The organism is Streptomyces sp. NBC_01320, from assembly GCF_035974375.1.
Taxonomy (GTDB): Bacteria; Actinomycetota; Actinomycetes; order Streptomycetales; family Streptomycetaceae; genus Streptomyces; species Streptomyces yanii.
On the sequence record NZ_CP108390.1, the window covers coordinates 6,043,393 to 6,056,091 of the forward strand.

At 71.6% G+C, this 12,699-nt stretch carries 8 protein-coding genes and 2 tRNA genes; 4 read left to right on the forward strand and 6 right to left on the reverse strand.

Features of this window, described 5'->3' with window-relative positions:
* Positions 1-17 precede the first annotated feature (17 nt).
* Positions 18-896 (reverse strand): amidohydrolase family protein, encoded by an 879-nt coding sequence (locus OG395_RS27500; protein ID WP_327245315.1) that lies wholly within the window; start codon positions 894-896, stop codon positions 18-20.
* 40 nt (positions 897-936) lie between these two features.
* Positions 937-1,842, reverse strand: a complete 906-nt coding sequence (locus tag OG395_RS27505) for a DUF2797 domain-containing protein (protein WP_327245316.1) — start codon at positions 1,840-1,842, stop codon at positions 937-939.
* A gap of 219 nt (positions 1,843-2,061) precedes the next feature.
* Between OG395_RS27505 and sigJ the strand changes: the two genes are divergently transcribed.
* Together sigJ and OG395_RS27515 are read left to right on the forward strand one after the other, a co-directional pair.
* A complete protein-coding gene (gene sigJ, locus OG395_RS27510; protein WP_327245317.1) occupies positions 2,062-3,006 on the forward strand; it encodes an RNA polymerase sigma factor SigJ in 945 nt (314 codons plus the stop codon).
* Between the two features lie 93 nt (positions 3,007-3,099).
* Positions 3,100-4,296 (forward strand): NAD(P)/FAD-dependent oxidoreductase, encoded by a 1,197-nt coding sequence (locus tag OG395_RS27515; RefSeq protein WP_327245318.1) that lies wholly within the window; start codon positions 3,100-3,102, stop codon positions 4,294-4,296.
* Between the two features lie 262 nt (positions 4,297-4,558).
* Here the strand turns inward: OG395_RS27515 and OG395_RS27520 are convergent.
* Both OG395_RS27520 and OG395_RS27525 read right to left on the reverse strand, forming a co-directional pair.
* Positions 4,559-4,631 (reverse strand) — tRNA-Arg (locus tag OG395_RS27520).
* A 205-nt stretch (positions 4,632-4,836) separates the two neighbouring features.
* A tRNA-Ser gene (locus OG395_RS27525) sits at positions 4,837-4,927 on the reverse strand.
* A gap of 196 nt (positions 4,928-5,123) precedes the next feature.
* On the opposite strand from OG395_RS27525, the gene OG395_RS27530 reads away from it, so the two are divergent.
* The gene (locus OG395_RS27530; protein ID WP_327249477.1) at positions 5,124-5,603 is read left to right on the forward strand and encodes an SSI family serine proteinase inhibitor; all 480 of its coding nucleotides are present in this window, start codon (positions 5,124-5,126) and stop codon (positions 5,601-5,603) included.
* Positions 5,604-5,807: 204 nt separating this feature from the next.
* Positions 5,808-9,857 (forward strand): response regulator, encoded by a 4,050-nt coding sequence (locus OG395_RS27535; RefSeq protein ID WP_327245319.1) that lies wholly within the window; start codon positions 5,808-5,810, stop codon positions 9,855-9,857.
* A 73-nt stretch (positions 9,858-9,930) separates the two neighbouring features.
* On the opposite strand, the gene OG395_RS27540 is transcribed toward OG395_RS27535, so the two are convergent.
* Positions 9,931-11,580 (reverse strand): long-chain fatty acid--CoA ligase, encoded by a 1,650-nt coding sequence (locus OG395_RS27540; protein WP_327245320.1) that lies wholly within the window; start codon positions 11,578-11,580, stop codon positions 9,931-9,933.
* A 380-nt stretch (positions 11,581-11,960) separates the two neighbouring features.
* Positions 11,961-12,605 (reverse strand): SigE family RNA polymerase sigma factor, encoded by a 645-nt coding sequence (locus OG395_RS27545; protein WP_327245321.1) that lies wholly within the window; start codon positions 12,603-12,605, stop codon positions 11,961-11,963.
* Positions 12,606-12,699: the final 94 nt, after the last annotated feature.

Here is a 12,699-nt window from a genome sequence, read left to right on the forward strand (position 1 = left end):
AACCAGGAAGCGCGGGCTCAGCGCCGGTCGAACAGCGCGTGCGCGTTCCCGTAGCAGACCGCCCGCAGCCATTCGTCCCCCAACTCCAGCCGCTCCAGGACATGCAGCTGGTGCACGTACGGGTACGGAATGTTCGGGAAGTCCGTCCCCAGCAGGATCCGGTCCCCGAGATCGGCGAGCCGTCCACGCTCCGCCACCGGAAACGGCGTGAGGTCCTCCGAGAAGTCCGTGAACGCCATCGTCGTATCGAGCCGCACCTCGGGGTACGCCTCCGCCAGCGCCAGGAACTCCGCGTACTCGGGCATCCCCATGTGTGCCACCACCAGCCGCAGCCGCGGATGCCGGCCGAGCAGCCGGCCGATCGGCTCGGGGCCGGTGTACTTGCCGGGTGCGGGACCGGACCCGCAGTGCATCACCACCGGAACCCCGGCGTCGGCGAGCAGCCCCCACACGGGCTCCAGCAGCGGATCGTTGGCGTCGTACGCCCCGACCTGGAGGTGCGACTTGAAGATGCGCGCCCCCGCCTCGACCGCCTCGCGGACGTAACGCTCCACGCCCTCCTCGGGGAAGAGGGTCGCCGTGTGCAGACAGTCGGGCACCCGCCGCGCGAAGTCGGCCGCCCAGCCGTTCAGCCAGGCCGCCATCCCCGCCTTGTGCGGATAGAGCATCGAGGTGAACCGCCGCACCCCGAAGGACCGGAGCAGCGCGAGCCGTTCGTCCTCGTCATGCCGGTAGGTGATCGGCCATTCCATGCCGGTCAGCGGTCCGGCGGAGTCGAAGTACGCCCACACCTTGCGAAGCACCTGCTCCGGCATGAAGTGGGTATGGACGTCGATCAGCCCCGGCAACCCGAGGCGCTCCCAGAACCGCACCACGTCATTGCTCTCGCCACTCATCACGCACTCCTCACCCGGCCCGCCCGGACCACCGACGATCTCAGAACAGCCCGTCCTGCACGCCGCCGCCCCCGATGTCGACCACCGGCACGGTCACCCCCGACCGCGCAGCGGCCCCCACCAGCTCCCACCCGGTCATCAGCCGGGTGTCCAGCACGACCACCCCGTCCGCGGTCGCCAGATGCAGATCGGGCCCGGCGGCCGCGACCAGCCGCCCACCGACCACCCCGCCGTCCACCAGCTCGGTCACCGCCCGCCCCACCTCGACCGGTCCGTCCAGTCCGAACACGCCTGTGTGGTCGACGGGGTCGAACGGCAGCCGCTCCAGCGACTGCGGCCATCCCGCCCCCCTCTCCAGCGCCGCCGCCCGCCCGTACAGCTCCTCGACCTCCGCGACCCGCCCGGCGGCACCCGGCAGGACGGCCCGCACGGCGCGCTTGCGTGCGTACGGGATCCGGTCCGGCACGCCCAGCGCCGCACGGAGCAGCTCCTCGGTCCGCCGCGCCGCCATCAACGGACCGCGCCCCAGCCAGCTGAAGACCACGGCCCCCTGCTCCCGCAGCCGCGCCGCACCCCGCTCCTCCGCAGTGATGCCGACCTTCACCATCCCGGGCCCGAACCAGGCGAGATAGACGCGGTACGTCCGGGGGTCGTCGGCGATCGTGTCGGCGGCCACCGAGTGCGCCCGGTCCAGTCGCGCGCACTCCGGGCACCGCGCCCCCGTACTCCGCCCGGACACCACGGCGCCCAGCGGACACACGTTCCCCCGCGCCCCCACACAGTGCCGCTCACCGCCGGCGCGGAACCCGAGCTCCTTCCCATAGGCAAGGACACTCACCCGCGTCGAACCGGCCCCGCCCACCGCTCGGCCCGTCGCCCCGTCCTTCTGCCACCCCAGGACCGGCCCTTCTTGGGGCCATCGCAACCCGGTGCAGTGCCAGCTCATGCGTGCGATCGTAACGAGGCTCCGCGGCGGAGCGGGGATCCCGATCAACCGGCCGCGCGGGGAAGGGCGATCGGCGCACGCGGGGGCCCCGGGAGGCACGGGCAACGCGATCCACTGCGTCCGGGAAGCCGAACAGCACCGGTCGAGTAGCGCAGGGACGCAGCCCGAGGTCCGTGCGCGCCCGCCAGGGATTACGGGACAGCCCCTATGATCCGGGCCATGGCTCTGACCATGAACGACATGGACCGGTTCAAGGCCTCCATGCCCCGCCTGGAGGCCATCGCCTACCGCCTCCTCGGCTCCGCGAGCGATGCCGAGGACGCCGTGCAGGAAACGTTCCTGCGCTGGCAGGCCGCCGACATCGACCGCATCGAGGTCCCCGAGGCCTGGCTGACGAAGGTCCTCACCAACCTGTGCCTCAACCAGCTCACCTCGGCCCGCGCCCGGCGCGAGACCTATGTGGGCCAATGGCTGCCCGAGCCGCTGCTCGCCGGGGACCCGATGCTCGGCCCGGCCGACACCGCCGAGCAGCGCGAATCCGTCTCGTACGCGGTCCTCGCCCTCATGGAGCGCCTCTCCCCCAACGAGCGGGTGGTGTACGTGCTGCGGGAGGCCTTCGACTACCCGCACCGGCAGATCGCGGAGATCCTCGACATCACCGAGGCCGCCAGCCAGCAGATCTTCCACCGCGCCAAGAAGCACATCGCGGACGGCAGGGCCCGCACCGAGATCGACGAGGCCGCCGCCCGGCGGATCGTCGAGGAGTTCCTCGCGGCCGCCACCAGCGGCCGGACCGAGCCGCTCGTGCGGCTGCTCACCGAAGACGCCATCTCGATCGGCGACGGCGGCGGGAAGGTCCCGGCCCGCGCCAAGGCGTTCGAGGGCGCCCTCGCGGTCGCCACCTTCATGCGGGGCCTGTTCAAGCCCGGCAAGGCCAAGCGCGCCATCGTCGGCGGCTCCCCCGAGATCTACGCCACGACCGCCAACGGCGCCCCCGCCCTCGTGGCTGTCCTCGACGGCCGGGTCATCGGCGTCATGTGCCTGGAGGTCACCGCCGAGGGCATCTCCGCGTTCCGCAACCAGGTCAACCCCGACAAGCTCGAACGCGCGACCCAGCGGTGGGCGGCCGCCGACCACGAGGAACCCCTGCTCACCGCCTTCTGACCGCGATGTGAGGTGCTTCACATCGCGTTCTTGTCAGGAAACCGCGGGCTGCCCGGTTCAGGTGGCGAACCCGCGCGAGACAGGAGCAGGGAAATGCAGCACCGCATCATCGTCCTCGGAGCCGGATACACCGGAGCCATCGCCGCCGGTCGCCTCGCCAAGCGGCTGCGCCGCCAGGACGTCGCCATCACCCTCGTCAACGCCGAGCCCGACTTCGTCGAGCGCGTCCGGATGCACCAGCTGGCGGTCGGCCAGGACCTCAAGCCCCGGCCGTTCAGCGAGATGTTCGCGGGCACCGGCGTCGAACTGAAGCTCGCGAAGGTCACCGGTGTCGACGTCGGCCGCAAGACTGTCGCCGTCATCGACGCGAACGGCGCCGAGGAGCTCGAGTACGACAGCCTCGTGTACGCCCTCGGCAGCGGCTGGAACACCCAAGGCGTCCCCGGCACCGCCGAGCACGCCCACGAGATCACCGGCCGCCCCGGAGCGCTCCGGCTGCGCGAGCGCCTGGCCGGCCTGGACGCCGGACAGACCGTGGTCGTCGTCGGCGGCGGCCTCACCGGCCTGGAGGCCGCGACCGAGATCGCCGAGGCCCGCCCGGATCTCGATATCGCCCTCGCCGCCCGCGGCGGGCTCGGCGACTGGCTCGCGCCCAAAGGCCGCCGGCACCTGCGGAAAGTCTTCGACAAGCTCGGCATCACCGTGCACGAGCACACCGCTGTCACCGGCGTGGAGGCCGACCGCGTCACCACCGCCGACGGCACGTCCGTCCCGGCCGCGGTCACCGTGTGGACCACCGGCTTCGCGGTCCACCCGATCGCGAAGGCCACCGCTCTGGAGGTCACCGGCACAGGCCAGATCGTGGTCGACGGGACCATGCGCTCGGTCTCGCACCCGGACGTGTACGCCATCGGCGACGCGGCCATGGCCATGGGCCCGGGCGACAAGCCGCTGCGGATGTCGTGCGCCTCGGGCACGCCCACCGCGTGGCAGGCCGCCGACGCCATCGCGGCACGCCTGACCGGAGGGAAGCTCCCGAACGCGCCGGTCCGCTACTTCAACCAGTGCATCTCACTGGGCCGCAGGGAAGGCGTGATCCAGTACGTCACCGCCGACGACCGCGCCGTCCGGGCGGCCCTGACCGGACGGCTCGCCGCCGTCTACAAGGAGCTGGTCTGCAAAGGCGCGGCCTGGGGCGTCGCCAACCCGACGCTCGGGATGCCGACCCGGCGCCGCCGCGTCGTGCAGGAGCGGGTCCGGACGGGCTCGGCCGTCAAGACGTCGGCCTGACCCGGCCGTGCTTCTGCGGGCCTTGGACGACAACTCGGGCCCCGGCCCGGACAGGTGGGTGAAGCCGCGCAGGTCGGCCGCCACAGCCACGGGGCCTCAGGCACGGCGAAGGGTCACTGCGGATTCCGGCTCGCCGAGTCGAACTGGGCGCTCGCCCTGGCCTCCTGACCTCAGCTCCCTTTTGCTCCACAGCCCGTCACACTGCCGTCAACGCAAAAGCCGGAGGCCCTCAGGATTTCTCCTGAGGGCCTCCGGCCTGCTGTGCACTCGGCAGGATTCGAACCTGCAACCTTCTGATCCGTAGTCAGATGCTCTATCCGTTAAGCTACGAGTGCTTGGCGTTCCGGGCTTTTCTGCCTGGTCGGCGTTGCGGGAACAACATTACATGACCTGCGCCGTCACGCGAAATCCATTACCCAAACCGCCTCTGACCTGCGGAAACTCTATGTTGGGTCATGTCTGCACGCGCCTTCGCGAACGCGCGCCGCACCCGGATACGACTGAAGCCCCGGCCAGTGGCACGGGGCTTCAGTGATCAAGCGGAGGCGGAGGGATTTGAACCCTCGATGGGCTTTAAGACCCAAACCGCATTAGCAGTGCGGCGCCATAGACCGGACTAGGCGACGCCTCCAGCACACCCCGCGCGAACGCGAGTGGTGCGTGCAGATGATGACACAGCTGAGCACTGCCTCACCAATCGCCGCCTACGGTACTAGGCCGTCGGCCGCCAGGGCAAAGTCTTCGGGTTGCGCAACGCCGGAGCATGCGGAGCGTTAGTGATGACGGGGTACCGCCTCTCCGTCTTCCACACGTCCACAGGAGCCCGCATGCTGCGCCGCCTCACCCTGACCGCTGTCACATCCTTCGCCGTGCTGTCCGCCGCCGCACCGGCCGCGACCGCTGCCACCGGCCACCTTCCGCTGCCCCTCCCGCTGCCGGTACCGGCGCTCCAGGGCGACGACGACGCCCGGAAGACCGAGCTGACGGTCACGGTCCTGGATTCCGGAGACCGCGCCGCCGACGGCGTGTACGAACTGAAGTGCTACCCCGCCGGCGGCAGCCACCCGGTGGCGCAGCACGCGTGCGACCGGCTCGCGGAGCTGGGGGCGCCCGCGGGTGACGGCAAGGACCCCTTCCGTCCGGTGCCCACCGGCACCATGTGCACCCAGCAATTCAGCGGATCGGCCACGGCCCGGGTCACCGGAACCTGGCACGGGCAGCGTGTCGACGCCGCCTTCGACCGGACCAACGGATGCGAGATCGCACGCTGGAACAACCTGCGGCCGGTGCTCCCGAATGTCCGATGACCCGACGTGGTCGGGGCCGTCACAGGACACGTCAGGGGCAGGGGTCGTACACGGTATGCACAGAACCTTGGTGAGAGCTCCCCCTCATCCGCCGCCGGATGCCCCTCCCCTGCCTTTAGACTCCTCCAGTGACAGCCTGCGGCCCGAGGGGCAAGATGGGGCCCGCTGTCGGCAAGGTGCGGTAACCAGGGAGGAAGCGTCGTCGTGAGCAGCAGGCCATCCCGAGGCGCTGCTCGCCTCGCAGCCATACTCGATGCCCTCCCTGACGGGCTCCTGCTCGTCAACTGCAACGGCACGGTCGTCAACGCCAACACCATCGCCCTCGAAATGTTCGAGACGCCGGGCACCGCGCTCGTCGGTCGCGGACTCCTCGATCTGCTTCCGGAGTTCGACTCCAAGCTGATCCCGGGGTCGATGCGCAGGCCCGAGGCAGCGGACGAACGGGGCCGGACGAAGCCGACGCGGATGATCGCGCGGCGGACCGACGGCAACGAGTACCCGGTCGAGGTCACCAGCGCCAGCCTGGAGGACGGGCAGGCCGCGTACAACGACTTCCAGTCCACCTACAACGGCAGCTACACGGGCGACGAGCTGCTGATGCTCGTCGTACGGGATCTGTCGGGCACCGTCGACACCGAGGCCGAGCTGGCCCGTTCGCAGCGGCAGACCGAGATGATCCTGCGTGCCGCGGCCGAGGGGGTCGTCGGCACGGACACCGACGGCCGGGTCGTCCTGGTCAACCCCGCCGCCGCGCAGATCCTCGGCTTTCGTGCCAGTGACCTGGGCGGCCAGGAGCTGCATCCGCTGATCCTGCACTCGCGTGCGGAGGGCGAGCCGTTCCCGTACGAGGAGTCGCCGCTCGCCGACACGCTCAAGTCCGGTCGCAAGCACCGGGTGCGCGGGCAGGTGCTGTGGTCCAAGAGCGGCGCGCAGGTGCCGGTCGATCTGACGACCGCGCCCGTCCGGGACGGGGACCAGCTGGTCGGTGCGGTGATGACGTTCACCGACCGCCGGCCGTACGAGGAACTCACCAACGAGCACACGGCGCGGCTGACCGAACTGACCGAGAGCCACACCGCCGAGGTCACCCGGCTGACCGAGCAGCACACCGCCGAGGTCACCGGGCTGACCGAACGGCATGCCGCCGAGCTGGCCGACCGGACCGAGCGGTCCGCGGCCGAGTCGGAGGAGCTGACCGAGCGGCTCGCACAACTGACCGCCCGGCACGCACAGCTGACCGCCGTCCTCGGCGAGTCGCTGCGCGGGCCGCTGGAGGAGCTGCGCGGCGAGCTCTCGACTCTCGCCGCCGACCCGGCGGGCCAGCTGTGGCCCGAGGCCAACCAGATCCTGCACCACCTGGCCGCCGGCTACGCCCGGATGACGACGCTCGTCGACAACGTGCTCGGCTACCAGCGTCTCGACAGCGGGGCGGAGGCGCTGGTCAAACAGAAGGTGCTGCTCGACTCGGTCGTGACGGCCGGTATCGACGGCGCTGTGGAACTGATCGGTCCGGGGCGCGCGCAGTTCGCGGTGCACGCGCCGCCGATCGAGGCCGAGGTGGACGCGGGGCGGCTGGTGACGGCGCTCGCCCACCTGGTCGCGGACGTCGCCGGGATCGACTCGACCGGCAAGGCGCGGGTGGTGCCGGGCGTCGGCTACGTCGACTCGACAGTGGTCGTGGCGGCGGCGCAGCGCGGTGAGGTCGTACGGATCGAGGTGCGCGGACCGTTCGCCGGGGGCGACCCCGTGCACGAACCGATCGTGCGCGGGATCGTGCGGGCGCACGGCGGCGTGCTGCAGACGCACGAGATGCCGGGGATGAGCGGCAGCGCGTACGTCCTCGAAGTGCCGCTGGGCGCGGGTGCGGGGACCGTACTGCCGCCTCGGACGCCTCCCGTTCCGGCTGCGCCCGAGGAGACCGGGCAGCAGCAGGGGACACCGCCGGGCGGCGGACGGCGCAGGGCGCGACGCGCGTCGACGGACGCCTTCCTGGAGAGCCCGGTGGGCGGCGGGACGGCCGCTGAGGGGGCCGAGTCCGGTGACACCGCTGCAGCGGAGCCGACGGGGCGGCGCAGGGCGCGTCGTGAAGCGGCGGCGCAGGACGAGCACGGCGGACAGCAGGCTCAGCAGCCGTCCGCCCAGCAGCCCCAGCAGTCGCCCCACGAGCTCATCCCGGCCCAGCAGGGCGGGGGATCCGGTCGCAGGCGGGGACGGCCCAGCCCGGCCGAGACGGGCACCGGTCAGCCCATGGAGCAGCCGGGGCAGGCGTTGGCGCTGCCCGCGGCCGCAGCGCCGTCCGAGGGGGCGGTGGTGACGGCGGCCGAGGGCGCTCAGGGCGTGGGCGGACGTCCGCAGCGCGGGCAGACCGTGCCGCCGCAGGGCGTACCCGCCGAGGCGCCCGTGCCGGTGCCCGCGGGCGGTGGACGGGCGCGCCAGGGCAACGAGAACCAGCTGGCCCTCCCGGCCCTCGTTTCTGCCCCGGGGCAGGACCGGACCGCGTCCCGGTCCGGCCGACAGCAGACACCAGAGGGTCAGCAGACCGACCAGACTCAGCATCAGGCACAGCAGCAGCCGACCGGGCGACGGGCCCGCCGGGCGCTGGCCGCCGCGCAGGACCGAGCCGCCGCGGCCGAACCGGTGGGGCCGCGTACCGCGTTCGCCCTCCCGCCCGCCGATGCCGACCGGATCCCGCCCACGGCCGGTGAGGCGGACGCCGCGCTGCCCGCACGCCACGACGCCGTGGGCACGCCGCAGGACAACCACCACACGCCGCCGCAGGAACACCCCGCACCGACCGGGCGCCGCCGTGCCCGTCACGCCCCGGACACGCCCCAGCAGCAGCCCGGACAGCCGGAACCCGCGCAGGAGCCCATGCAGCCCGGCGGCCGGCCGGAGAACGGCACCTCGGGACAGGGCCTGGCCGCCCTGAACGCCCCCGGGGACCTGTCCCGGCCCGGAACGGAGCACACCACCACCGGCACCGCGGCCATCACCGCTCCCGCCGGCACGGCGGAGAGCCGTCCGGACGCCATCGCGCCCGAGCCCGCTCCCGTGGCCGAGCCCGCGCCGGACCCCCGGCGACAGCCGCTGCCCGCCGAGGCACCGATGCCCGCGTCGGCGCCGATGTCCGCCGCCGCACCCGTCTCCACCGACTCGACGCAGGGGCGCGCGTTCAGCGTGCGGACCCTCGGGCAGGGCGTGCCGTTCGCCCAACACCTCGCGCACCAGCAGAACCACACGCTCGGCGGTGCCGGGCGTCGGCGCAAGCTCGCCGCGCCGCCCGAGGACGAGCGCGCCGCGGAGCCCGACCTGCCGCAGCCGGCCACCGCACCGGCCGCCGCCCCCCAGCCCGGCAACGCGCCCACCACCAGTGCCTCCGGGCAGCTGCTCTCAGCCCCGGCCGCCGAGGGGCGCGCGTACGCCATAGGGGCACCCGACGAGGGCGCCGAGGGGCCGGAGCCGCTGGACGGCCCGGGCGGCGCGGTCGAGGTCGCCAACCGTCCCTCACCGCAGCCGGTCGACGACGAGCTTCCCCCGGAACCGCTGGACAACCCGCGCCGGCTTCTCGTCTGGCCCGCGCCCGACGTCTCCACCCAGCAGGCGCTGAGCGACCGCGGCTACCGGCCGGTCATCGTGCACTCCCGCGAGGAGGTGGACGCCCAGATCGCGGCGTTCCCCGCCGCCCTCTTCGTGGACCCGCTGACCGGGCCGATCACGCGTACGGCGCTGCAGTCGCTGCGCCAGGCGGCCGTGGCTGCCGAAGTTCCGGTGCTGGTGACGGCCGGTCTGGGACAGGCATCGCGGGAAGCGGCGTACGGTGCCGACCCCGCGGTGCTCCTCAAGGCGCTCGCACCCCGCGACAGCGAGCAGCACCCGCCGCGGGTACTGCTGATCGAGAAGCACGAGGAAATCGCGGTGGCGCTGACGGCGACGCTGGAACGCCGCGGCATGCAGGTTGCGTGCGCCGCGACCGACAGCGAAGCGGTCTCCCTCGCCACCCGGATGCGGCCGAATCTGGTGGTGATGGACCTGATGCAGGTACGCCGCCGCCGAGCCGGGATCGTCGACTGGCTGCGCGCGAACGGCCAGCTCAACCGGACCCCACTGGTCGTCTACACCTCGGCCGACATCAACCGGACGGAGCTGCCGAGGCTCAGCTCCGGCGAGACCGTGCTCTTCCTGGCGGAACGCTCGACGAGCGAAGAGGTCCAGTCCCGCATCGTCGACCTGCTGGCGAAGATCGGCACGAACTGAGGTAGTCGTCGTCGCGACGACGGACGAGGGCGGTACGGGACTTCCCGTACCGCCCTCGCCGTCAGCGCACCGCTCAGAGCTGCGTGATGTCCAGCTCGCCCGCCGCGTACTGCTTACGGATCACCTTCTTGTCGAACTTGCCGACGCTGGTCTTCGGCACCGCCGGAATGATCGACCAGCGCTCCGGCAGCTGCCACTTGGCTATGCCGGACTCGGCGAGGAACGCCTTCAGCGCCTCGTATTCCGCGGTCGCGCCGTCCTTGAGCACGACGGTCGCCAGCGGACGCTCTCCCCACTTCTCGTCCGGGACCGCGACGACGGCGGCCTCGGCCACATCCGGGTGCGCCATCAGGGCATTTTCCAGCTCGACGCTGGAAATCCACTCGCCGCCGGATTTGATGACGTCCTTGGCGCGGTCGGTGAGGGTGAGGAAGCCGTCCTCGCTGATGACGCCGACGTCACCGGTCTTCAGCCAGCCGTCCTCGCTGAACTTGTCCTCGGGGCGCAGTGCCTCGCCGTCCGCGCCGCCGTAGTAGGCACCGGCGATCCAGGGGCCGCGGACCTCCAGCTCACCGGCCGACTCACCGTCCCAGGGCAGATGCTCGCCGCCGGGGCCGACCAGTCGCGCCTCGACTCCGGCCGGGAATCGTCCCTGGGTGATGCGGTACGGCCACTCCTGCTCCGCGGTCAGCCCTGCGGGCGGGTTGGCCATCGTGCCGAGCGGCGACGTCTCGGTCATGCCCCAGGCGTGGCAGAGACGGACGCCCAGCTTGTCGTACGCCTCCATGAGGGAGGGCGGACAGGCGGCACCGCCGATGGTGACGTGGGCCATCGAGGTCAGATCGCGCGGGTTGACGGTGACCTCGGCGAGCAGGCCCTGCCAGATGGTCGGAACGGCGGCGGCGTGGCTCGGCTTCTCGCGCTCGATCATGTCCGCGAGCGGGGCGGGCTGCAGGAACCGGTCCGGCATCAGCATGTTGACGCCGGACATGAACGTCGCGTGCGGCAGGCCCCACGCGTTGACGTGGAACTGGGGGACGACCACCAGCGTGGTGTCCTTGTCGGTCAGCCCCATCGACTCCGACATGTTGACCTGCATGGAGTGCAGGTAGACGGAGCGGTGGGAGTAGACGACGCCCTTGGGGTCGCCGGTGGTGCCGGAGGTGTAGCACATGGCGGCGGCCTGGCGTTCGTCCAGTTCCGGCCAGTCGTAGCTGGTGGGACGACCGGTGATCAGCTCCTCGTAGTCGTGCACCCGCGGCGCGGCACCGTCGAGCACGGAACGGTCACCGGACCCGGCGACGACCACATGCTCGATCGACGGCAGGTGCGGGAGGAGCGGCGCGAGGAGCGGCAGCAGCGAACCGTTGACGATGACGACCTTGTCGTCGGCGTGCTTGACGATCCAGATCAACTGCTCGGCGGGGAGCCGCAGGTTGAGCGTGTGGAGCACGGCACCCATGGAGGGGATCGTCAGGTACGCCTCGACATGCTCGGCGTTGTTCCACATGAGGGTCGCGACCCTCTGGTCGCCGACGACACCGAGCTCGTCGTGCAGGGCGTGGGCGAGCTGCGTGGCACGGCGTCCCACCTCGGCGAAGCTTCGCCGCTGCGGCTCGGGCTCGCCGGTCCAGGTCGTGACCTGCGACTTCCCGTGGATCGTCATCCCATGCGTCAGGATGCGGGTGACAGTCAGCGGTACGTCCTGCATGGTGCTCAGCACGGCGTCCTCCCGGTGGGCGCTACGCGGCAGTAAGGTTCCGCTGATTCTGCGCACATACCAATTGGTATGTCACTAGTCCCGGGCAAACGAATCGGTGCCCGTCGACTTCTTCTGCACGCATCGGCGGAGCGCCCGAGGCACGAAATCCCGGCATTGAGGTCCGGAATCCGTCGGTGACCTCGACCTCTTCCATGCACTCGTCAACTTCGACGGCCTGGTCGCCGACGACCGGCGTCACAAACGCACGAGCTCAGGGACTGCCCGGATCGCAGACTCACGCGGGCTCACCGGCCTGCGCGCGCTCAGAGGAACTCACACGGGCTCACAGACCGCCGGCCTCGCGCGCTTGAGCCGGATCGCAGGCGGGCGGGCTCGCGGGGTCAGCGTATGGGGGTCAGCTCCGGGTCTTCGCGCAGCTTGCCGAGTGCCCGTGACACAGCGCTCTTGACCGTGCCGATGGACACCCCGAGCACCTCGGCCGTCTGCGCCTCGCTGAGATCCTCGTAGTAGCGCAGGACGACCATCGCCCGCTGCCGGTCCGGGAGCTTCAGCACGGCTCGCCACATCGCATCGTGCAACGACTGCTGCTCGGCAGGATCGGGCGCCGGAGCTGTCTCCTGCTCGGGCAGCTCGTCGCAGGCGAATTCGTCCACCTTCCGCTTGCGCCACTGCGAGGTGCGGGTGTTCACCAGGGCCCGGCGGACATAGCCGTCGAGCGCCCGGTGATCCTCGATCCGTTCCCACGCGACGTACGTCTTGGTGAGCGCGGTCTGCAGCAGATCCTCGGCATCGCTCGGATTCGCGGTCAGCGAGCGCGCGGTACGCAGCAGCACGGGCCCCCGCGCCCGCACGAACGACGAGAACGACGGGTAGGGAGCGTAGGGCGCCCGCCCCGCATACGAACCGTGCGATCCCGGCGAACCATGCGACGCATGCTGCGTGTGCGACGCCGGCGAGGTGAGCGGCGCGTGTCCGGTGGCGGCAGTGGCTCCCCTGAAGGCGCCCGTGCAGACTGGCGTGGTCATAGGTCCACGCTAGGAGCGGGTGCTACCCGGGGGATCGGCCCCAGGTCCCGAAGCCACGTCCGCCTCAGGTTGTAGGGGTAGGGCCGGCCCCACC

What these genes read in the sequence shown, in the direction of transcription:
- OG395_RS27500 (WP_327245315.1), bottom strand. Translation starts at nt 896, where the DNA reads ATGAGTGGCGAGAGCAATGACGTGGTGCGGTTCTGGGAGCGCCTCGGG.
- OG395_RS27505 (WP_327245316.1), bottom strand. Translation starts at nt 1,842, where the DNA reads ATGAGCTGGCACTGCACCGGGTTGCGATGGCCCCAAGAAGGGCCGGTC.
- sigJ (WP_327245317.1), top strand. Translation starts at nt 2,062, where the DNA reads ATGGCTCTGACCATGAACGACATGGACCGGTTCAAGGCCTCCATGCCC.
- OG395_RS27515 (WP_327245318.1), top strand. Translation starts at nt 3,100, where the DNA reads ATGCAGCACCGCATCATCGTCCTCGGAGCCGGATACACCGGAGCCATC.
- OG395_RS27530 (WP_327249477.1), top strand. Translation starts at nt 5,124, where the DNA reads ATGCTGCGCCGCCTCACCCTGACCGCTGTCACATCCTTCGCCGTGCTG.
- OG395_RS27545 (WP_327245321.1), bottom strand. Translation starts at nt 12,605, where the DNA reads ATGACCACGCCAGTCTGCACGGGCGCCTTCAGGGGAGCCACTGCCGCC.